This is a genomic window from Pseudomonas sp. S30_BP2TU TE3576 (assembly GCF_050436025.1).
Lineage (GTDB): Bacteria > Pseudomonadota > Gammaproteobacteria > Pseudomonadales > Pseudomonadaceae > Aquipseudomonas.
The window spans coordinates 4,341,499-4,364,132 of sequence record NZ_JBNDLK010000001.1; the positions used below are offsets into that span (position 1 = coordinate 4,341,499).

Here is a 22,634-nt window from a genome sequence, read left to right on the forward strand (position 1 = left end):
ACAGGATCTTTAATTTCCGACGGTATCCAGGACCAGGATGGACAGCGTGGATGAACGCATCGTTCGAGGATGGGTTAAATATGCCTACAGTACTGTCTGTCCATTACCGTACACCGACCCTGACGACGATGGATCCTCGGGGGCTGACGGTGCGTGCTGTGGGTTACTGGCGTGACAACGACGGCGTGCTCCCTCAGAAACGGGTCAACCGCACGGTCCATGATTGGGCGGGGCGAGCGACTGCGCAGTGGGACCCGCGGCTGTTTCTGGACGCTTCGGCACCGGCCAATCTGCAAACGATTCAGGCGCTGTCCGGCGCGGTGTTGAGTACGGACAGCGTCGATGCCGGGTGGCGTGCGGCGTTGTTGGGCGTGGCCGGGCAACCGCTCCACCACTGGGATGGCCGGGGCTCGCAGCGCTGGTTGCGGTACGACACTCAGTTGCGCCCGGTATCGGTGTTCGAGCAGGCGGAGGACGGTGAAGCGCTTTGCACGGAGCGCTTGGGTTACGGCGCGAGTGATCAGGCTGCTGCCGGGCACAACCGATGCGGCCAATTGATCCGCCACGATGACCCGGCGGGGACGCTGCGCTTTAGCGAGTTCGGCTTGCACGGCACGGCGCTGGAGCAGACGCGGCATTTTCTGAACGACCTGACGCTGCCGGACTGGCCCGAGCCGGTAGCGGATCGCGAATTGCTGCTGGAGCCGGGCGAGGGCGCCACCACTCGCTCGCACTTCAACGCGCTGGCTGAGGCGATCGAACAGACCGATGCCAAAGGTCACCACCAGTTGTTCAGCCAGACCCTCGACGGGCAGTTGCGCGAGGTTCGCTTGCAACTCAACGGCGCATCAACCCCGAAAACGCTGGTCAGCGCCATCGCCTACAACGCCCACGGCCAGACCGAGCGGGAAGTCGCCGGCAATGGCGTGATCACCATGCTGGAGTACGACGCGCAGAACGGGCGTCTGACCCGCCTCCAGGCCGAGCGCGGCAACGACCCCCTGCAAGACCTGCGCTACGCCTACGACCCGGTGGGCAATGTGCTGAGCATCGAGGATGCCGCGCAACCGATTTGCTACTTCGCCAACCAGCGGGTCGAAGCGGTCAATCGTTATGCTTACGACAGCCTGTCGCAACTGATCGAAGCCACTGGTTGGGAGGCGAGCAGCCCCAACAAAGGCCCGCAGTTTTCAACCTTCGACGACCCCGCGTCCCGGGCGAATTATCGCCAGCGTTATCGCTACGATGCGGGCGGCAATCTGCTGGAGTTGACCCACGAAGGCCCGCAAAACCAAGGCCATCGACTGGTCGCCGCAGCGCACAGCAACCGTTGTTTGTCGGTAATTGAGGGCAAGGAACCGGACGAAGAGGACTTCCGCCGAGGCTTCGATGGCAACGGTAATTTGCTCACGTTGCAACCGGGGCAAGCCTTGGCTTGGGACCTGCGCAACCAGTTGGGCGAAGTGCGCCCCGTGGTGCGCGATTCCGGTCTCAATGATCGCGAACGTTATGTCTACAGCGCCGACGGCATGCGCCTGCGCAAAGTCCGTGAAACACAATCCAATACCCGGACGCTGGTCGCTGAAACCCGTTATCTGCCGAACCTGGAACTGCGCACTCACAGCGGCACGGGTGAAGTGTTGCGGGTGATCAGCGTCCAGACCGGGCGCAGCAGTGTGCGGGTGTTGCATTGGGAGTCGGCGCCGCCGAAAGGCGTGGGCAATGACCAATACCGCTACCACCTGAATGACCATCTGGGCTCCTGCACCCTGGAACTCGACGACGACGGTGAAGTGATCAGCCAGGAGCGTTATCACCCGTTTGGCACCACCGCGTGGTTCGCCGGACGAGGGGAGGTGGAGGCGAGTTATAGAACAGTGCGTTATTCGGGGAAGGAGCGGGATGCGACGGGGCTTTATTACTATGGATTCAGGTATTACGTATCTTGGCTCCAGAAGTGGCTTAGCGCTGATCCCGCGGGGACAATTGATGGACTGAATCTCTACAGAGTGGTCTGGAACTGCCCGATAGGATATAGAGACGATCAAGGGTTGGCGCCGACCCACTTTGATGAAAAGCCTCAAGATAAAACAATGATGCCTAATGCGGTGCAACAAAAAAATACCCCCATTGGAGGTCAACCGTTCTACTACCGGGTTGATTACTTGAAAAGTCGATTATCGCTGGCCGATGCAGCATCTCAAGGGAGATCGATCCAGGTCGAGGGTAATTTCGAAAATAAGATAAACAGCAGAATTGGATCTGTAGTGACTACTCCGAAAGCAACGACCCTGGAGAAACCCAGTAAGTTCTTTAATATATTTACCCGGAGTGAGTGGGAGTTGAAGAGTAACTATAAATATTCTGATTCTGGCTCCGTTTTTTTGAATGATATAAACAGGCAGCAAATAAGGCTTGTCGCTGATCTGAGTTATCTGCCAAGCGTGATCAGGCGATCTAAAGTGCTCAATGACGTAACGCTGAAAAAAACAGAAGAACTTGCGAGCGGTAGCGAGGAATTGTTCAGGGTTTTTTTCTCTGAAACGCCAAACGGCAAGGCGACGCAAAGGTTGATGGATGAAGTAGGCTTGAAAGCTACAGTTGTAACGAAGGAGGTCACGGGAGGCTATACAGACTTTGTGGTGGCCGTCGTTCCGACGGGGCCCTACGAAACGGTGATTGCCGAAAAACCACCTGAGCGAAGAAGCTTCTTCGCTTCAGTTCTAGCCCGAAGAAATGCCGCATTATCCTTGAACCAGTAAATATAAAGCCCCCACCCAACCCACTGCGGATAGGGACGCAGTGGACTGAATGGGGGCTATTTTTACCAATCGCTTACTGCGCGATAGTCTTCACCGCAACCCCACGCTCAACCGGCGTCGAGCGCCCGTAGATATCTTCAAACCGCTCGATATCGTCCTCACCCAGATAACTCCCCGACTGCACCTCAATGATCTCCAACGGAATCTTCCCCGGATTACGCAGACGATGCACCGAAGCAATCGGAATGTAGGTCGACTGGTTCTCGGTCAGCAGGAACACGTTCTCGTCACAGGTCACCTCGGCCGTGCCACTGACGACGATCCAGTGTTCAGCGCGGTGGTGGTGCATCTGCAGCGACAGGCACGCGCCCGGTTTGACCGAGATGTGCTTGACCTGGAAGCGCCCGCCCATGTCCACCGAGTCGTAGGAGCCCCACGGACGGTAGACCTCGCAATGGTTCTGGGTTTCGCTGCGGCCCTGTTCGTTGAGGGTGTTGACCATCTGTTTCACGCCTTGGACCTTGTCCTTGTGGGCGATCATCATGGCGTCCTTGGTTTCGACCACGACGATGTTTTCCAGGCCGATCACTGACACCAGTTTGCCGTTGCCGTGGATCATGCAGTTGCGGCTGTCCTGGATGACCACGTCGCCCTTGGTGACGTTGCCGTTGGCGTCTTTTGCATTCACTTCCCACAGCGACGACCAGCAACCGACATCGCTCCAGCCGGCGGTCAGCGGCACGACGCAGGCGCGTTGGGTTTTTTCCATCACCGAGTAGTCGATGGAGTTGTCCGGGCAGCAGGCGAAGGTGGCTTCGTCGAAGGTGATGGTGTCGGCGTCCTGGTGGCTGCGTTCCAGGGTCAGCAGGCAGGTGTCGTAGATGTCCGGATCGTGCTTTTTCAGCTCTTCCAGGAAGCGGCTGGCACGGAACAGGAACATGCCGCTGTTCCAGAAGTAACCGCCCGACTGGACGAACTCGGTGGCGCGCTTCACGTCAGGTTTTTCGACGAAGTGCGAGACGCGGCTGACGCCCTCGGGCAGCAGCGAGTCGTTGGTCGACTTGATGTAGCCATAACCGGTTTCAGGCTTGGTGGCCGGTACGCCGAACAGCACCATTTCACCGTTTTCGGCGGCGACGGTGGCCAGGGCCAGGGCGCGTTGCAGGGCTTTCTGGTCTTCCAGTACGTGGTCGGCCGGCAGTACCAGCATCAACTCGTCGCGACCTTCGTTGATAAGCATCATCGCGGTCAGGGCCACGGCCGGCGCGGTGTTGCGCCCGAACGGTTCCATCAGGATGCGTTGAGTTTCCAGTTTGCGCGCGGCCAACTGCTCGTTGACGATGAAACGGTGGTCCTTGTTGCAGACCACGATGGGCGTGTCCATGCCTTCGAACACCAGGCGTTCCAGGGTTTGCTGGAAGAGGGTGTGTTCACCGGTCAAGGCCAGGAACTGTTTAGGGAATTGTTTGCGGGAAAGCGGCCAAAGACGTGAGCCACTACCACCTGACAAGATCACCGGAATCATGTTGTTACTCCTTGAATATCGATTGGTTAGAGCTACTGCGTTCTGTCGTTTCACTCTTGTTTTTGTTTCGTAGCCCGATTGACGCCTCGATCCTTTGTGGGAGCGGGCTTGCTCGCGAAGGCGATGGATCAGTCGACATTGATGTTGAATGTCAGACCGCTTTCGCGAGCAAGCCCGCTCCCACAGGGGGGATGCGTCAGTCAGGCAAATCGTTTAGCGCGTCGATACCGGGCGTTTCACCCAGACCGGCGACAGGCTGCTGCCGCTGCCGGTGACGTACAGCACCGCGGCTTCACCGCGTTCCAGGGCGACCGGTTTCACGTCGCCGACTTTGGTGGTGCCGTCATAGAGCGCCAGGCTGACTTTCACCGGGTTGATTTCACGCTCGCCACGGCCTTTGGCGGCCACGTTCGGCACCACGTCGGTCTTGCCATCGGCGGTCTTCAGGGTCAGCGCCTTGTCGCTGAGGTTTTGCACGCGTACCAAGGACTTCTGCTTGTTCTTGAACGGCGGCTCCTCAATCAGTTGCGGTGCGCCGCTGGCGTTGTTGACCAGGGTGTAATAGTGGTCGCCGGCCAGTTTCACCGGCAGGGACTGGCTGCCGACCTTGGCGCTGTAGTCACCGCCCGGCATGAAGCTGAAATCAGTGCTGGACAGTGGCGCGACATCGCTCAGGTTGGTGCTGCCAACGGTGGCGCTGACTTCGGCGTTGCTGGCGTTGTAGATGCGCACGAAGGTCGAGCCTTTCGGTGCGGTCGGGCCGTACAGGGCGGCGTCGCCACCGGCGAAAGCCTGCACCGACAGCACGCTGAGGCCGGCAACCAGGGCAAAGCGTTTGGCGAGACGACGCGGAGTTGTAGTGAAAGTCATGGTGTACCTCTCTTTCAGTTTTGCGCCCGGTCGGGCGTCTCGGATTTGTTGTTGATGGCTACGTTTTGTTGGCGCGCGCCGGCTTGTTTAAGCTCTGCGACCCACTGCGGGTCGGCGTCGCCGATTTCGTTGTTCACAGGCAGATATCGTTCAGGGAACTCCCAGATCAGCACTTGTGGCGGGCTGTTCTTGAAGGCGTCGCTTTTCAGGTAGCTGAGCATCGGCAGAATCGGGCCGTGGCCGTCTTCGGCGTAATTGACCACGTCGCTGTGCAGCGCCTGCTTGAGCGCACCGACGAAGTTCCAGTTGGGGTTGGCGCTGTAGCTGGTGCCGATCAGGGCCACCGGCACTTCGGTGTTGGCGAACAGGGCATCGTCACCGGCCGGCTGGTCGTTCGCCGCCACGGTGTTGCGTTTTTGCAGTGGCTCTTGCGCCGGCATCAGGTTTTCGAACAGCGGGTCGAGCGGCAGGAACAGCTGCAGGTCACCCTTGTGTGTCACGGTCTCCGCAGGTTCAGTCACGAAGCGCTGCGGTTCGCCACTCAGCGGGTACTGGTCGGCAATGGTTTTGGCCAGGCGGTTGGCGGCGATCTCGGCGCCTTCCGGAGTCCAGTGGGTGTCGGTGCGCAGGAACACTTGCTGGCCGTTCTGTTTGGCCTGTTGCAGCGGGCCGAGCAGGTCCGGGGCCGGAATCCGCTCGGCGGCCAGGCGCTGGTGGAAGTCCTTGTAGAGGTTGGCGTGGATGCTGGCCGGTTTCACTTCACCGAGGTGTTCCGGGTACAGGCGCACCTTGGCCGGCACTATCGCCATCACCAGTTGCACGCCTTTTTCTTTCAGGATTTGGCGCACGCCTTCGACCAGCGCGTAGTTGCCTTGCAGGTTCAGTTCTTCGTTGACCACCGGATGGAACTCTTCATCGCTGTACAACCACTGGTCACGACCGAGCACTACGCCCGGACGACCTTCGTTGAACAGTTTGAAATCCAGTGCGGCCCAAAGATTGGTGCCCAGGCGCTTGATCGGAAACTCGTCGTCGTAGTGGGTTTCCACGGCCTTGGTCCAGCGGCCGTTGAGCACTGTCGCATCGGCGTTGGTACTGAAGCCGAAGAAGCTGCGCACCGACCACAGACCGAGCGCCAGCAGGGTCACCAGGAACAGCGCGATGTAGAAGATGCGTAATGAGCGGGTCATGGTCAGATCCCTCAGAACTGGAAGTAAAGGAACGGCGAGAAGCTTTGCGCCGAGAGTTTGAGAATCGAGGCGATAAACAGCAGCAGCACCAGTGCACGCATGACGTAGCGCGACCAGTTAGCGGTCCAATAAGCCGGTTGCACCTGGGCTTCGACGCCGACGGTGTAGCCAGGTTGATGGATGCTCGCCGGGTTATCCCCAGGCACGGCCTTGATCGTTCCGGTTGTCGCGGCGGCCGGGCCGTCGGCATCGACGTTTACCGCAGGCTTGGTCTTGACCGGAGGCTGATTGGTGTAGAAGTCGCGCAGGCCGAAGAACGCCAGGGTCACGTAGGCCACGATCAGGGTCGCCACTTGCAGGCCGGTGAGGCTGGCCTGGTTGAGTTCCGACAGTGACCAGTCGCCGAAGCTGAACATGGCGCCGTACATGCGCCCGGCGACGTGCAGGTTTTCCGCGCGGAAGATCACCCAGCCCATTACCACCAGCAGGAAGGTCATTACCCAGCGGATCGGGTTGAAGCTGCGTGGCGAAGTATTCAGGCCAATGGCTTTTTCAATTGCCAGCCACATGCCGTGCCACGCGCCCCAGACGATGTAGGTGATGTTTGCGCCGTGCCACAGACCACCGAGCAGCATGGTCAGGAACAGGTTGCGATAGGTCATCAGCGTGCCTTTGCGGTTGCCGCCCAGCGTGATGTACAGATAGTCACGCAGCCAGGTCGACAGGCTGATGTGCCAGCGCCGCCAGAACTCGGTGATCGACTGGCTGACATACGGCTGCTTGAAGTTTTCCATGAAGCGGAAACCCATCATCAAGCCCAGGCCGATGGCCATGTCGCTGTAACCGGAGAAGTCGAAATACAGCTGCGCGGTGTAGGCCAGTGCGCCGAGCCAGGCATCGCCCGTGGTCGGGTTTTGCAGGGCGAAGCAATGGTCGGCCACCACCGCCAGGGTGTCGGCGATGAAGACTTTCTTGATGAAGCCCTGCATGAACCGCGTGCAGCCCTCGGAGAATTTATCGAGGGTGTGGGTGCGGTTGTTGAACTGGTCGGCCAGGTCGCGAAAACGCAAAACCGGGCCTGCGATCAGGTGCGGGAAGATCGCCACGAACGCCGCGAAGTCGATCAGGTTGCGGGTCGCCGGAGTGTCGCCACGGTAGACGTCGATGATGTAGCTGATGGACTCGAAGATGTAGAACGAGATCCCGATCGGCAGCAGCACGTGGGTCAGGATGAATGGTTCCAGGCCCACCGACGTCATCATCGCGTTGATGCTGTCGACGCCGAAGTTGGCGTACTTGAAGTAGCCGAGGATGCACAGGTCGACTGCCACGCCGAGCAGCAGCCAGCGCTGAGCCGGTTTGGTCCTGACCCCGGCGGCACCGACTTTCAGGCCGATCCAGTAGTTCCACAGCGTGACGCCGGCGAACAGCGCGAGGAAGTCCACACGCCACCAGGCGTAGAACACGTAACTGGCAATCAGCAGCAGCAAATTGCGATAGCGTTGCCCGCTCAGGTAGTACAAGCCGAGAAAGATCGGCAAGAACAAAAACAGGAACACGTTGGACGAAAAAACCATCCCGATCTCTCCTTGTTTGAACCAACAGTCAAGGGCCAACGGCCCCCCCAAACCCCCCATGGAAAACCGGGGGGCATCACACATAACTAACGTCTTGCACTGACCCAGTGTGGGAGCGGGCTTGCTCGCGAAAGCGGTGCGTCAGTCGACATTTTTGGTGGATGTCAGACCGCATTCGCGAGCAAGCCCGCTCCCACAGGGGATTTGTGTTTGTCTCTAAGAACCCTTGCCCTTTTCATTGGCCGGGTCGTAGACCTTGGTCAGGTCACCGCCGAGGCGGAAGGTCTTGAACGGTTGCATCTTGTGCTTCTTCGCCAGCACCTCGGGCGAGCAGGTGTAGAGCGAGCAGTACGGTTCGAGCCAGGCGAATTTCATGTCCTCTTTCAAGTCGGTCATGTCCTGTTCCTTGCCGTTCTTTTTCTCGAACTGGTCCGGGTCTTTCACCCCGGACAACACCCGATCACCCAGGCGTTTGAGCGCGGCGTTGTTTTCCTGACGCAGATCCACACCGTTGACCTGGGCGAAACTGGCGATCATTGCCAGCGGCGGCAGGGCGTAGTTGTGGTAGGCCAGTGCCCGTTGCTGACGCTTGAGTTCGTTGGGCAGGTAGCCATCGGCGTCGACCTGATTGGCGCCGACCTTGTATTCCTTGACCGCCCAGTCGAACAGGTCGCGGCGGTTGGTGGCGACGGAAGTGGCCATCACCGACCACGCCGCCCAGTACGAGTGGTTGTTGGTCTGGTCGAGCGGCAGGTTGTCCCAGTCGCTGACCACCTGGTCGGCCATCTTGCTGAACCAGGCTTCGATCACTTGCGCTTGCTGTTGATGGGTGGCCAGCGGGTGGGAGTCGGAAAACTTCAGGCGGATGTACGCCGAAGCCATGCTGCCCAACGCCCATTTGCGCATCGACTTGCCGGTGTGGTTGAAGTCCTTGGACATCAGCGCGTCGGCCTGTGCCCAGGCCGTCAGCCAGCTCAACGTGCATTCCAGCTGTTCCGGGCGACCGTCACGCATGAACTGCATCACGCGCTTGCTGGTGCCGCGCTCGATCTTGGTGATGTCGGCGGTGCTGTCGCGGAAGGCTTTTTCCGACTGCACGTTCAGGGTCGCGCGGGCTTTGTCCGAACCTTCGTACTTGCTGCGAAATTGCAACGAGCCGGTGTACGGCGTCGGCATCGCATCGCAGCCTTCGCTGTTGTCGCCCGTCTTGAATTTATCCACAGGCGCAAAATAGCCCTGGGGTGGACGCAGTGGTGCCGCTGCTTGCGTGGCCCCGGCGAACATCGCCAGGCTCAAGAGCGTCGGTGCCAACAGTGTTGAAAATTTCGGATTGCGCATAGCAGACCTCATTGCCCGACCGAAGCAGTACGCTGTTCGGCGCCCGGGAAAACGTTGCGTTTGCAGATTTTTGCTTCGACTTTCTGTGGCGCGGCACCGGCTTCGGGGCCCTGGACTTCAACGGCCAGCAGGTTCTGCGAGGCCCAGTCTTCGTCCGTGCGCAACTCGAAAGCGAAACGCCCGTCAGTCTCGGAGGTTTCCGGTTTGTCGATCTTGATGTCCTCGTGGCGACCGTTCATGTACCAGAGGGTGGCTTGCAGGGTTTTCACCGAGGTGTCGGCGAAGCGGATGTCGACCTGGTGGCTAGCGTTGCGCAGGTCCATGTTTTTGCTGTTGACCATCAACTCGTTTTTGCCCGGCTTGAGCGTGGCGCTGCCGGACATCTGTGCATCCTTGCCTTCGCAACCGTTGTCCAGCAACGCCATCATCTGGCGGTAGATGGTTTCCTGGTCGAGGCGGTACAGCGGCGAGAATTCCCAGATGAGAATCTTCGGCGGGTTCTTCTGGAACTCGTCGCTGCCCAGGTACTGCAGCATCGAACCTTCGAGGCCGCCGCCGGGGAACGCCACGTTGAGAATGTCGGCGCCGATGGCCTCTTCGAGGAAACCGGCGAAGTTGTAGTTCTTGCCACTGTGGGACGTGCCCACCAAAGTGATCTGCGGATTGCCGGAGTCGCCGAACAGATCGCCGTCACCCGCTTCGCCCTTCGGCTCGGTGGTGAATTGATCCATGTACTGGATCGCGTAGCTGGTGCCACAGAGTTGACCGGCCATGTTGTGCAACGTTCCGGTCTTGCCCATGCGCCCCGACTTTTTGGTCTCGAATTCGCGCTTGGGAATGTCGGCGAACTCCGGCAATTGCTTGACCTTCTCGGCGACGATTTTCGCCGTGCGCTGGGCACCGTACGGTGTCCAGTGCTGGTCGCCACGGAAGTAGAAATCGTGGGCGGGCAGGGTGTCGGGCAACGACTCGTTGGTCAGCGGCGACAGGTCCGGAACGACGTAGCCCATCTGCGCGAAACGGCCCAGCATGGACTTGTAGTTCCTCAGCGCCTTGTCGAAGTCGAAGCTGGCTTTCTCCGCCGGGTTGAGCTTGTTGCGGTTCACCAGGCCACGGGTCGGCTGGTACACGACAACCAGCTCCACACCTTTGCTCTTGAACGCATCGTGCAGTTGCTTCATGCGTTTGTAGCCGGCGGGGGTGGTGTCGAATTCGGTGCGCAAGTCTTCCTGCGTACGGAACAGCCAGTCACCTTGGGCCTGCACCAGCGTGGTGAAGTTCTGCTGATAACGGGTGGTGTAGTTCTTCGGATCATGGGCGGCCGGGCACAGGCTGCAGCATGGCTCGGCGGAGAATTTCGGTGCTTGCACCTCGTCGGCGCGCGCGCCGCCGCTGGCCGCGAGAATGCCGGCGGTCAGGGCCGACAGGCTGAGTAGTTTGATCAAGTGTGGGTGCATAAGATTATCCTCAGTCCCGCATTTCGGTCTGGCGTTCGACAGGGTCGATCAGCACGGCTTTCTGCTGGCGCACCAGCAGGTCGAGAATTTCATCCTGACGATCGCCGAGGATGCCGGTGAAGCTGATGCCGCTGGATTTGGTCGGCGCGAGCATCGACACGCGATACAACTCGACGCTCAGCGGCGAGTCGATGGACAGCGGTCCGCTGCCGTTGGCTGCCAGTTCACCGCCGACCACGATCAGCGACACCTGGGCGTCGAACGGGTCGAGCTTGATGTCACGGTCGGTGTTGCTCAGGTCCTTGATGTGGCCGTAGACGCCGGTCAGGCCGTTGGCCATGGCGACGTTTTCGTACAGGCGAATGTTCACGCTGTTACGAATGCGGATGCCGTGGCGCTTGTTGCTCAGAACGTGATTGCCCCACAGCAGGTTGTCGGCACTCTCGTAGAGGGTGATGCCGTCGGTGTGGTTCTGGTAGATCTCGTTGTGGGCGATCAGGTTGTTCACGCTGTTACGGTCGATCACCAGCCCCGAGAGGTGGTTGTCGTAGCTGCGGTTGTTGAAGATGAAGCTGTCGTTGACCTCACGGGAAATAATGATCCCGTGCTTCTTCTTGGTCCCGTACACCGTGTTGTCGGCAATGATCAGACCGTGGGAACGGTCGTGCGGGTCAATGCCGTAGACGATGTTGTCTTTGTAGGTGTTGCCCTTGACCACGAAGTCGCGGGTTTCATAGCAGTAGAAGCCGTACCACATGTCCGAGAATTCGGAACCGACGATCCAGCCGGTCGGTTCAGGGCGCTTGAGCACCTTGGCCATGTTCGGCGTGTATTGGGAAATACTCACGCCGTAGGACTTACTGTTGGCGTAGCCGAAACTGGTGATCTTGCTGTTGGCGATGTAAGTCTCGGTGCCGCCCCAGGACAGCAGGAACGGACGGAATTCCTTCGGCGAATTGAATGTCGCCGGACCGTTGTCCTTTTCACGCCAGCCAGTGATTTTGGTGTCACGCACGAACAGCTGGCCGTCGTTGACCAGGAACGCACCGGCCTCCTGGGACAGGCGCAGTTCCTGGGTCTGCTTGTCGATTTCGAGGATGCCGTGACGACCGACCACGATCGGCAACCGGGACAGGAACACCCCCGGCGAGGTTTCGCTGAAGTACTGCTTGGGGACTTTTTTCGCCAGGTCCTTGAGGTTCATGTAGCCGTCGTCGACGAAGATCGCCTGGGGGATGCCGTGCTGACGCACCACCCACTCGGCCATCTTGTTGTCACCGCCGATGAAGTCCTTCAGGGCGTCTTCCTGCATCATCCGGCGCAGGCTGATCTTGCCCGGTTTGCTGCGCACGATTTTTGCCGCGATGGCCTCGGCTGTGTAGCCCGAAATGTCCGGCAATTTCGGCTTTTCAAGCTCCAGCGGTGCAATCGGTGCGCTGCTGACGGTGTAGGTCTTGGCCTGTTGCAGTTCCTTGGCGATGGTTGCCGGCTTCGCCGGTTCCGCTTTGGCCGGCTCTACATTGGCGAAGCCAGTCGCACTGGCCAGCAGCATCGCGCCGGCCAACAGGCTGATCGAGCCTTTTCGGGCTGGATGATTCATCTGGGAGACTCCCTTCGCAATGTGCATCAGAAGCGCCAGATCACGTCGATGAACGCACGGTGCATGTACGAATCGACCTGACTGCCATAGGCATCACCCGGCTTGAACACGCCGCCACGGAAGCGCACCAGGGCCGAAGGCTCGTCGATCGACTGGCTCAGTGCCGCGGGCAACAGGCCTTGCTTGAAGTACTTGGTGACCACCAGGTCCATCTCCTGACCGAGGTCTTTTTCGCCATCGTTCAGCGGCAGCGAAGTGCTGGAGAGGATCGCGCCGGTGACGTCGTCGGTGTTGTTCTGGACGGCGTTGATGCCATTGCTGCCGACCGGTTTGTTGCCGTCGACGCGCCAGAATTTGTGGTAGATCAGGCTGGCGTCGTATTCGTCGTTGAGCATCCACGAACCGAACAAAGTTGCGGACTGCATGTTGTTCATTTCACCGCGGAAGGCTTCGCCGAAACGGTGAACTCGCGAGCGCGTGCCGGTGTAGTTCGAGCGGTTGCTTTCCAGGCCGTTCTGTTCGTAATCGGCGCTGGCGCGGGCGTAGGCGGCACCGACTTGCCATTGCGGATCGAGGCGCAAACGCACACCAATATCGGTGGCCCAGCCGTTGAGATCCTCACCGCGCTTGGCTTCAGCCGGTGGCGTGCCATCGGCGTTCAGCGGGTTGACCTTGTCGACGTCGCCGCGCATGCCGGTGATGCTGCCCCAGTAATTGACGGTGTTGGTGTTGCGCCAGTTGTAGGCGTCGCTGTCGGCGGTGAGGCCGAGCCAGCTGATGTCGCCGTTCTGTTTTTTGTCCAGCGAATCAGCCGGCACACCCGGCTCCGGGAAGTCGAGCTTGCCGTTGTCATGGGTGTGATGACCGCGAATGCCGACCCAGTTGCCCGGTGTCCACTGGTACGCGGCATCGGCGTAGGCGTGCAGGCGATCCTTGTCTTGCGGCGACAGCTCCTTGAGGTCGGTGCGGTACTCGCTGAAGCGCTCGGCGATGCCGACGTTGGCGCGCAGCAGGGTGGTGTCGAAGGTCCAGTTCAGGGCTTCGATGTTGGTGTCGCGCCATTGGCCGTCGTCGTTGCGCAGGCGCTGGCGACCGAATTTCAGGATCTCGCCGGGGTAGGGCGTGAAGCCGCTGTAGCCGACCCAGAATTCGCGCATGGCCAGGTAGTTTTTCTTGGTCTCGCGATCACCATTGTCGGTGTTCTCGGCGCCATCGGATTGTTGCAGGGTGTCGGTCTCGATGATGTCGGTGGACGTCACCGCCTGACCCATGGCGTAGGCGCTCCACGCGCCGCTTTCGCCGTAGACCCACGGACGCAGATCGAGGCCGACACCATTGACGTCACCGCCGGGAGCGGTGCCCAGGTCACGGTCGTCTTCGGACTGACCGGTGATTTTCACGTCCAGGCCGAAGTTCTTGGTTTCAGTCATCGCAGCGAGCGTCGGGCAAGACCAGATCAGCGCGAATGTCAGGCCGATGCCGGCCTTCATGAATGGATTCAACTTCATTGGGATTCCTCGCTGACTTCTTCTTGCAGGGTGTGCAGTTCCGGCGTGTTCGGGCTCAGGGCACCGCGCACGGCCTGTTCTTGTTTCAACAGGCGTTGGGCTTCGGCCAACCGGTCGGGCGGCAATTGCGTTTGGATTGTTTGCGCAAGCTCGGTGGCTTGCGGGGTGTTCTGGGCCAGGGCCAATTGGCTGAAGACGTAGGCGTTCAGCGGATCAGGCCTGGTGCCCTTGCCTTGGGAAAACAGTTGGGCAATGGCGAAGTCGGCGCTGTTCTGACCGTTGCGCGCAGCGGTCAACAGATGGTCGAGCGCTTTCTGCGGATAGACCTTGCCCAGGTAGCCACGGCGATAGATCTGGCCGAGGTAGTAATCGGCGGCGACTTCACGGCCGACGGCTTTCTGGAAATGCTCCTCGGCGACCTTGGCGTCGGCCGGCACCAGTTTGCCTTCGAAGTAGAGCTTGCCCAGCAACAGCTCGGCGCGTGGCTGGTCGGCGGCGCGGCCGTTGTCCAGGTACTTCATCATCTGGTCGACGTCGCCGAGTTCCGGGAAGTCGTAGATCAACTGCGCGAGGGTGACCCACGACGCCGGGTAGCCCGGGGCGATCGGTTCGAGCAGCGACTGCGCGGTTTTCTCGTCGGTCTTGCCCAGCGTCGAATCGGCGAGCACACGGGCGACGCTGTCGACGCGCTGCGCCGAAACGCTGCCGCGAGCGTGAGCCGCTTGCATCTGCTTGATCAGCTCTGCCTGCTGCTCTGGCTTGGCCTGTTTCTGGTAGACCGTGGCCAGTTCGACGTAGCAGATGTCGCTGGTGTTGAGCGCGGCTTTGCAGATTTTTTCCACGTCATCCAGATGCTGGTCGTAGGTGCCCTGGGTGCGATAGAGCAGCACCTGCGCCAAACCGGCTTCCGGTTTGTTTTCGGCACGCCATTGGCTGATCTGCTGCTGCGCATTCACGTTGGGAAAACTGTGCGGGTATTGCAGGTACAGCATCGCCAGCGGGATCAGCGTGTTGCCTTCGCCTGCCGCAGCGGCTTTTTTCAACAGGGTTTCGGCTTCGTGGTGCTCGGCTTCAGTGGCGCCGGGCTTGGCCACCAGCAGGCGCCCGAGACGCGCTTGGGCACGCGGCGAAACGCTGGCCGCGGCGCGGTAAGTCGCCTCGGCCTGTTTCATCTGCGCCGGGTCACGGCTGTCGACCTGGATATCGGCCAGGCCGACCTGCGCTTCGCTGTAGCCCAGGTCTGCCAGTTGCCGGTAGTTCGCCGCAGCGGTGGCAGTATCGCCACGCTTGAGGGCTTCGTTGGCCAGGCGCTGGTCGGGGAGGCCGGCGCAACCGGCCAGGCTCACCGCCAATGCCACGGCACACAGAGAGCCCATGTGGGAGCGGGCTTGCTCGCGAAAGCGGTGTGTCAGCGAGCATTGATTCTGAATGTTCAACCGCATTCGCGAGCAAGCCCGCTCCCACAGGGGATGTGGTGTGTTCAGAAAATTTGGAGTCGTCACAGGCATGTCCTCGACTTAAAGACCGACAGCCATGGCTTTGTCGATCAGCCAGTTCAGGTTCGGGCCACGGTCACTGTTGACTTCCACCGGGCGGCCGGCGAGGGAGCTGTCCAGGGTTTCGTCCGGCTGGATCAGCACGCGGATGTCCGACGACAGGTCGGCGCTTTTCAGGCTGGTGCTGCTGACGATCTTGCCGGTGCGGCTCTTGTCCTCGCCGGCGATCTGGAAGCGCACCGAAGTACCCGGGCGCACGTCGCTGAACTGGCGATAGGAGAAGCGCGCTTCAACGTTGGCTTCGCTGTTGCGAGGCACCAGTTGGAAGATCACGTCACCCTTGCTGGCGTACTGACCGTCGGCAACCATTTGCTGGGCCACGGTGCAGTCGCACGGCGAAGTCAGAGTGCCGGTCATTTGCTTGCCGAACAGTTCTGCAACCTTGGCCGGTTGCAGTTGGTCTTCGTCCAGATGGCCCTTGAGTACGTCGAGCATGCTGGTGCTGAAGGTCGCCAGCGGTGCGCCCTTGGCGGCCACGCCGTCGGCTTTCACCAGACTCTGCACGGTACCGTCGCGAGGCATGGTGATGTTCACACCCGGCACGCTGACCAGACCGGCCTGGGCATGGCTGACGAAGTACATGCCGTACACCGATTTGAAAACAAAACCGAAGGCGGCCACACCAACCACGAAGATCCCCAGGCTGAAAGTCACGGCTTTCATGCGCCCGAACGCGGACATGCCGTGGCCGCCGTCCTTGACCTTGCGCGCCTTGGTGAAGTTGTCGCGCTGCAGGGTCGCCAGCATTTCACCCACGCTGACGATGTCGCCGGCCAGGTGCGAGGTGATCAGGTGGCGCAGGGTCGAGATGTCCCGTGGTTCCAGATTCTGGAACTGGCAGCCGGCGCGTCCGGTCTCGCGATCGAAGGAGCGGACCTGCAACTCGACGTCCATGGCCAGGCCGAGGTTGTCGATGACGAATTGCAGGCGAGCCTTGTACACGTCGCCGATCTTCAGTGGCAATTGACCGGCGTTGAACGCCAGGCCACCGGCGGACAGGTCGATCACCCGGGCTTCGACCGGTGTCCGGTCAGGGCCGAAGAAGCGCAACTTGGCCGGGATTTTTACGCGGGCGTGTTGGCGCTGGGCTTCGGATTCGTGCACTACGTTGGCGTTGACGGCGGTATTCATAAAGGCAATTTCCTGGTTAATTCAATAAGGGGGCGGTCAGACCATCAACAGCAGCACGGCGACAAAAATGCTGCCGGCAGAGAAGGTCATGGTCCGAGACGACCAGGTGTTGAACCAACGTTGAAAGCTGGCGAGATCACGGGTCAGGTGGGTGGGCTGGCGGGTCCAGGACTGTTGGTCGAGACGGAAGAACACGTAGATCTTCACCAGTGCGCCGACGATCTGGTTGTAATAAAGAATCGCCGGGTAGGCCGGGCCGATCCGGTGTCCGGAGCACGACAGCAACAAGGTCAGGATGAACCGGGTGATGCCGATCCACAGCAGGTACACCAGGATGAACGCGGTGCCGTACTTGAAGCTGGCGATCAGCGCCACGGTCAGGCCCAGCAGCGAGGTCCACATCGACACGCGCTGGTCGAACAGCACCACCGAAGTGAACACGCCGAGGCGTTTGATCCCCAGGCCCAGGGCCCGGGAGTTCTGCCGCAGGTTGTTGCCGTACCAGCGGAACATCAGTTTGCGGCTGGCCTTGATGAAGCTCTTTTCCGGCGGGTGTTCAACGGTGTTGATCGCCGCGTCCGGCACGTAGAACGTGTCGTAGCCCAGGCGCATCAGGCTGAACCAGCTCGATTTGTCATCGCCGGTAAGGAACTTGAAGCGACCCAGGCGCCAGTGTTGCAGCGAGTCGCTTTCCACGTCGGCGATGAAGTCCGGGTTGGTGACCACGGTGGCGCGGAACACCGACATGCGGCCAGTCATGGTCAGCACGCGCTTGGACAAGGCCATCGAGCACATGTTGATGTGGCGCTGGGCGAACCGCAGCTTGTGCCATTCGCTCATGATGTAGCCGCCGCGCACTTCGCAGAATTCGTTAGTGGTCAGGCCACCGACATTGCCGAACAGCTGGAACCACGGCACGGTCTTGAGCACCACGCCTTCGCCGAGCACGGTGTCGCCATCGATCACTGCAACCACGGCGCGATCATCCGGCAGGTGCCGGGAGATGGCGCGGAAGCCATAGGCCAGGCCATCGCGTTTGCCGGTGCCGGGAATGCGCACGAAGTCGAGCTTCACTCGGGATGGCGGGTTCATCCGGTTCCACAGGCTTTTGACCAGCAGCTCATCGGACATTTCCACGATGGAGCAGACCACAGTGGTCGGCAGGCCGCAGTCGATGGCTTCGCGGATCACCGAGCTGTAGACCTGCGCGGTGGTCAGGGCGTCGATGCGGAAACTGGTGACCATCAGGAACACGTGGGACGGGTCAGCCGCTTTACCCAGCTTGCGCACTTTGCGCCGCAGGTGCGGGTAGACGATGTACAGAAAAATCATGCCGCGCACAAAGTGCGTGGCACCCATCGAATAGCGCCAGATACCCACGGCGCCAATCAGGAAAATGAAGTCCTTCGACTCGGAGTCGAACGTGGACACGGGCAACGCCATGGCGAGGCCCATCAGTAAACTCAGGTAGAACAGCCAACCGGCGGCCTGGAGTAGGCCGTGTTTTAGCCTGTGCATAATCGGAATCCTAAAGTCAGTTGCAAGCCCCAAGCTTCAAGCCCCAAGCGAGGAGCTTTGAACTTGCGGCTTGGAGCTTGAAGCTTGCGGCTGCCTTACCAGCAGATACCTTCGGCCCGGCTATTGGTGCTGGTGGCCTTGGACATGAAGCCAACCAGGTCAATTACCTGCTTGCCGTGTGGAACGTCCTGCACCAGAGCGCGGAACTTCTCGTCGCGGTTGCCGAGGATGATCACGTCGGAGTTGTTGATCACTGCATCGAAGTCGGCGTTGAGCAACGACGAGACGTGAGGGATCTTCGACTCGATGTAGTCCTTGTTGGCACCGTGAACGCGGGCGTACTCGACGTTGCTGTCGTAGATGCTCAGGTCATAGCCTTTGCCGATCAGCATTTCCGCCAGGTCGACCAGCGGGCTTTCGCGCAGGTCGTCGGTGCCGGCCTTGAAGCTCAAGCCCAGCAGGGCGACTTTGCGTTTGTCGTGGCTGGAAACGATGTCGAAAGCGTTCTGCACCTGGGATTCGTTGCTGCGCATCAGCGAGTTGAGCAACGGCGCTTCCACGTCCAGGGAACCGGCGCGGTAGGTCAGGGCACGCACGTCCTTTGGCAGGCACGAGCCGCCGAAGGCAAAGCCCGGGCGCATGTAGTACTGGGACAGGTTGAGGGTCTTGTCCTGGCAGACCACGTCCATCACTTCGCGACCGTCGACGCCGACCGCCTTGGCGATGTTGCCGATTTCGTTGGCGAAAGTGACCTTGGTGGCATGCCACACGTTGCAGGTGTACTTGATCATCTCGGCGACCGCGATGTCCTTGCGGATGATCGGTGCGTCGAGCTCTTCGTACAGCGACTGCAGAACGTCGCCGGACGCTTTGTCGAACTCGCCGATGACGGTCATTGGCGGCTGGTCATAGTCGGCGATGGCGGTGCTTTCGCGCAGGAACTCCGGGTTCACGGCCACGCCGAAATCAACACCGGCCTTCTTGCCGGAGCAGTCTTCGAGAATCGGGATGACCACGTTGGCCACGGTACCCGGCAGCACGGTGCTGCGCACGACGATGGTGTGGCGGGTAGATTTGTCACGCAGGACAAAACCGATTTCGCGGCACACCGCCTCGATGTAGTTCAGCTCCAGATCGCCGTTCTTTTTGCTCGGCGTGCCCACGCAGATCATCGACAGATCGGTGTCGCGAATCGCCTCGGCGAAGTTGGTGGTACCGCGCAGACGACCGGTCTGGATACCCTGGGCCAGAAGTTCGCCCAGGCCCGGTTCAACAATCGGCGATTTGCCGGCATTGATCATATCGATCTTGTCTTTGGCCACATCGACGCCGACGACGTCATGACCCCGTGCAGACAGGCAACCGGCACATACTGCGCCGACGTAACCCAAACCAAAAATGCTGATGCGCATCGCAATTACCTCTGTATTGATCAAGCCAATTAGATGGCCGGAGTTAATGGTGTTCAGCGGTGATAGTGCACTCGAAAGTGCGCCTTACAGGCGCAACGATGCCGTGTGCTGGCATATAAGTTACGAGTGTCTAAATAAATGCACTCAAGGTGTGCGCAACTAGGCCTTGTTATTATGATTTGCCCTGTTATGCAGCCGATCCTCCTTTCAGGGGATGCAGGTGCAAAAAGGTGCTGCACGCTTGATCTCAGGCCGAAAGCCCGTGGATCAAGCGGTTGGGTGCTCGGGTGAGCACGTTTATAGGGGCGCTGCCGTGGCCTTGTAGGGGATAGTCATACCGCGTTATCTCCTGTCCGCTTGCTGTTGTCCAAATCAGTGATTAGTCAGCGCAAGTTAGTATTACAACTTCGCTGCAAGAATCGCTTATCTGCGTAAGTTATCTCGTACACGCTCGGCGAGAATCGTTACGGGTGGTATGAGCGGCGCGTTTGGACATAGTTCCAGTCCGCTCATCGTGAAATCTGAAATTTTTTGAAATATTGAGAAAGATGGCACTGCCCTCAAACTGATAGCACTTGCCGTTTCGCCCTTTATATATAGGCGAATAATTGGAGCGGATAGTTTTTTGCCACTACTGTTAAAAAAAGTCAGTGCCACTACGCAAAAAAAAGATCGAAGTCGAGTGAAACTAAAGTTAGGAAATCGAGTGGTGATTTTTTGGCGCCATAAATATGGCGAAAAGGCGGGGAAGGTTGAAGTGAATCAAGGGTCGGCGCACGAGAGTTGTGGAGGTCGTGCGCCGACTGGATGCATCACTCTGGTGCGTGATCGCGCAGGAACACCAAATTGTCCGGCTTGGACTGCTCGGCGCTGTAACGATAGCCCTGAATGTCGAATTGCTTGAGGGCAGCCGGATCGTTGATGCGTTCTTCGATGACGAAGCGACTCATCAGGCCGCGGGCCTTTTTCGCGTAGAAACTGATGATCTTGTACTGGCCGTTCTTCAGGTCCTTGAACTCGGTATTGATGATGCGTGCGTTCAGGGCGCTGCGTTTGACCGCCGAGAAATACTCGTTGGAGGCCAGGTTGAGCAGTACGTCATCGCCTTGATCGACCAGGGCTTCGTTCAGCCATTCGCTGATGCGTGTGCCCCAGAACGCATACAAGTCCTTGCCCCGGGCGTTGGTCAGCCTGGTGCCCATTTCCAGGCGGTAGGGTTGCATCAAGTCCAGCGGGCGCAGCAGTCCGTACAGGCCGGACAACATGCGCAGATGCTGCTGGGCATAGTCGAAATCGGCCTCGTTGAAGGTTTGTGCATTCAGGCCGGTGTACACGTCGCCCTTGAAGGCCAGCAGTGCCTGCTTGGCGTTTTCCGGGGTGAACGCGGGCGTCCAGCTGCCGAAACGAGCGGCGTTGAGCCCGCCGATCTTGTCGGAGACGTGCATCAATTCGCTGATTTGCGCCGGCGTCAGCTCGCGCAATTGCAGGATCAGTTCCTGGGAGTGGTCGAGGTACTGCGGCTGGGTGAAGCGCTGGGTCGCCGGCGGTGTTTCATAGTCGAGGGTCTTGGCGGGTGAAATCACCATCAGCATGAAGTCGTCTCCTTTAATCGTGGCGGCGATTCTAGGGGGTTGTCGTCGTTGACTCCAGCTATGGCATCCATAGGTGATGGCCGGTGGTCATGCGCTGAACCTGTGGGAGCGGGCTTGCTCGCGAATGCGGTATGACATTCACCAAAAATGTCGACTGATACACCGCTTTCGCGAGCAAGCCCGCTCCCACAGTGGTTCTGTGTTGCTGCGGGAGTTGTGTCTGGATCAGCTATAGTGCCGCGCGGGTTTTGTTATGGAGACATCCCATTGCGTATTGTTTTGCTCATCTCGGCCTGGCTACTGAGCGTCGCTGCCATCGCGGCACCGGGCGATGTGGCGACGCTTGATCGCAGTACCTGGCCAGAAAAACTCGGCAACCCGACGCTGTTCGACGTGGCGTCGAGGGCTGAGATCCTGATGTTTTCCAGTGTCCTGCTGGCCAGCGAGTCGCTGGATGAACCGGCCCTGGCCCAGCGCCTGGGCCTGCGCACGATCAATCTGGAATCGGTCAACCGGGTTCGCCAGCGCATGTGGCAACGGCTGCTGGCCAGTTACAACTTTGCCCAACAGAGTTGCGACCAGGATGCCTCCTTCTGTTTTCTGGTCGAAGACATGCCCACCCTGCGCGAACAGGCCGCCAGGTTCCAGGTCGGTGCAGACAGCTACTACATCAAGTGGGCCGAGCCGAGCCGTGTGTTTCACACCCAGTACCTGGACGAGCAGTTGCGCAAGGCCGCGCTGTTCCCGCAAACCAGCAGCGAAGTCGATCGTTTTGGCGACTATGAGCGCACTGGCGACGAGATGCATGACCGGCTGTTTCTGCTGAGCTTCGACAGTGCTGCCAACGCCGTGCCGGATAACACCGCCTGGGTCACCGAGTACCTGCGCAAGTCGAACATGAGCGGGACGTTCTTCGTCCTCGGCAAGGACATCCAGGCCCGATTGGCCGAGCATTCGGTGAGTGACCTGCAAGCGACCTACTCAACCCAGTGCATCGGCGTACAAGGCTGGGAGTTCCGCTCCCACAGCCACTGGCAGGACTGGCAAGACTCGGTGCGCCGCAGTGCCGAACTGGTCAAAAGCAAACTGCCGGAGAACTATGTGCCGCTGTTCCGTCCGCCTGATGGCCAGCGCCGTTCCGATGCCGAAGTCTTCTTCAAGACTCAGGGTTTGCAGGTAGCGCTGTGGGACATCGACGCCCAGGACGGCGCCGGCAAACTCAAGGGCAACCCGAGTGCGCAACGGGTGCTGACCTTGATGCTGCTGTGGCGGCACGGGGTGATCAATTTCAATGTGAAACAGGATGGGGTGAAAACGGCGTTGCCGTGGCTGGTCACGCAAACGGCGCCGGTCGGGATTGGCTGGGAAGATTGCCAGGATGCGTTTCGCTGAAAACGACGAAAGCCCGTAAACACTGGACTCGGGGCGATTTTTGGCGGGAATTCGATGCAGGTTGACTTCCGACTGTAAACGGGTGATGGCAGTCCGCCAAGTGCTATTGGTCATTCTGAAAAATAAACTTCAAAAAAGCGTCAAAGTACTTTTTTCTGTCACACGTTTTGGAGTATTACGAAGACAGACCGCCGAAACCTGCAACA

The 22,634-nt window shown here is 59.7% G+C and carries 15 protein-coding genes; 2 read left to right on the forward strand and 13 right to left on the reverse strand.

Going from position 1 to position 22,634, the window contains the following annotated elements; all coding sequences use genetic code 11:
- Positions 1 to 50: 50 nt before the first annotated feature.
- Positions 51 to 2,762: an RHS repeat domain-containing protein gene (locus tag ABIA48_RS19855; RefSeq protein ID WP_429490761.1), complete on the forward strand. Its 2,712-nt coding sequence runs from the start codon at positions 51 to 53 to the stop codon at positions 2,760 to 2,762.
- 73 nt (positions 2,763 to 2,835) lie between these two features.
- Here the strand turns inward: ABIA48_RS19855 and ABIA48_RS19860 are convergent, their stop codons facing one another.
- From ABIA48_RS19860 to yaaA, 13 genes are all read right to left on the reverse strand, one after another.
- A complete protein-coding gene (locus tag ABIA48_RS19860) occupies positions 2,836 to 4,287 on the reverse strand; it encodes a mannose-1-phosphate guanylyltransferase/mannose-6-phosphate isomerase (protein ID WP_429490763.1) in 1,452 nt (483 codons plus the stop codon).
- 213 nt (positions 4,288 to 4,500) lie between these two features.
- On the reverse strand, positions 4,501 to 5,157 hold the full coding sequence (locus tag ABIA48_RS19865; protein WP_310054037.1) for an alginate O-acetyltransferase AlgF: 657 nt from the start codon (positions 5,155 to 5,157) through the stop codon (positions 4,501 to 4,503).
- Positions 5,158 to 5,171: 14 nt separating this feature from the next.
- Positions 5,172 to 6,347 carry an alginate O-acetyltransferase gene (locus ABIA48_RS19870; RefSeq protein ID WP_429490765.1) on the reverse strand — a complete coding sequence of 392 codons (1,176 nt, stop codon included), beginning with the start codon at positions 6,345 to 6,347 and terminating at the stop codon, positions 5,172 to 5,174.
- 11 nt (positions 6,348 to 6,358) lie between these two features.
- The gene (locus ABIA48_RS19875) at positions 6,359 to 7,924 is read right to left on the reverse strand and encodes an MBOAT family O-acyltransferase (RefSeq protein ID WP_429490767.1); all 1,566 of its coding nucleotides are present in this window, start codon (positions 7,922 to 7,924) and stop codon (positions 6,359 to 6,361) included.
- A gap of 216 nt (positions 7,925 to 8,140) precedes the next feature.
- Positions 8,141 to 9,262, reverse strand: coding sequence for a mannuronate-specific alginate lyase (locus ABIA48_RS19880; protein WP_429490768.1), 1,122 nt, complete (start codon positions 9,260 to 9,262; stop codon positions 8,141 to 8,143).
- An 8-nt stretch (positions 9,263 to 9,270) separates the two neighbouring features.
- Positions 9,271 to 10,719: an alginate O-acetyltransferase gene (locus ABIA48_RS19885; protein WP_429490770.1), complete on the reverse strand. Its 1,449-nt coding sequence runs from the start codon at positions 10,717 to 10,719 to the stop codon at positions 9,271 to 9,273.
- A gap of 10 nt (positions 10,720 to 10,729) precedes the next feature.
- On the reverse strand, positions 10,730 to 12,319 hold the full coding sequence (gene algG / locus ABIA48_RS19890) for a mannuronan 5-epimerase AlgG (protein WP_429490772.1): 1,590 nt from the start codon (positions 12,317 to 12,319) through the stop codon (positions 10,730 to 10,732).
- 26 nt (positions 12,320 to 12,345) lie between these two features.
- Complete coding sequence (locus ABIA48_RS19895; RefSeq protein WP_429490774.1) at positions 12,346 to 13,827, reverse strand: alginate export family protein; 1,482 nt, start codon at positions 13,825 to 13,827, stop codon at positions 12,346 to 12,348.
- On the reverse strand, positions 13,824 to 15,329 hold the full coding sequence (gene algK, locus ABIA48_RS19900; RefSeq protein WP_429490776.1) for an alginate biosynthesis TPR repeat lipoprotein AlgK: 1,506 nt from the start codon (positions 15,327 to 15,329) through the stop codon (positions 13,824 to 13,826). Before algK ends, ABIA48_RS19895 begins: the two co-directional genes overlap by 4 nt.
- Positions 15,330 to 15,344: 15 nt before the next feature.
- A complete protein-coding gene (locus tag ABIA48_RS19905) occupies positions 15,345 to 16,514 on the reverse strand; it encodes a PilZ domain-containing protein (RefSeq protein WP_429490778.1) in 1,170 nt (389 codons plus the stop codon).
- Positions 16,515 to 16,550: 36 nt separating this feature from the next.
- Positions 16,551 to 18,032, reverse strand: a complete 1,482-nt coding sequence (alg8, locus tag ABIA48_RS19910; RefSeq protein ID WP_007994047.1) for a mannuronan synthase — start codon at positions 18,030 to 18,032, stop codon at positions 16,551 to 16,553.
- Positions 18,033 to 18,127: 95 nt separating this feature from the next.
- Complete coding sequence (locus ABIA48_RS19915; RefSeq protein WP_108228519.1) at positions 18,128 to 19,444, reverse strand: nucleotide sugar dehydrogenase; 1,317 nt, start codon at positions 19,442 to 19,444, stop codon at positions 18,128 to 18,130.
- 812 nt (positions 19,445 to 20,256) lie between these two features.
- Positions 20,257 to 21,036, reverse strand: coding sequence for a peroxide stress protein YaaA (gene yaaA, locus ABIA48_RS19920; RefSeq protein WP_429490781.1), 780 nt, complete (start codon positions 21,034 to 21,036; stop codon positions 20,257 to 20,259).
- A gap of 267 nt (positions 21,037 to 21,303) precedes the next feature.
- Here yaaA and ABIA48_RS19925 point away from each other — a divergent pair, with 267 nt between their 5' ends.
- Complete coding sequence (locus ABIA48_RS19925; RefSeq protein ID WP_429490783.1) at positions 21,304 to 22,428, forward strand: polysaccharide deacetylase family protein; 1,125 nt, start codon at positions 21,304 to 21,306, stop codon at positions 22,426 to 22,428.
- Positions 22,429 to 22,634: the final 206 nt, after the last annotated feature.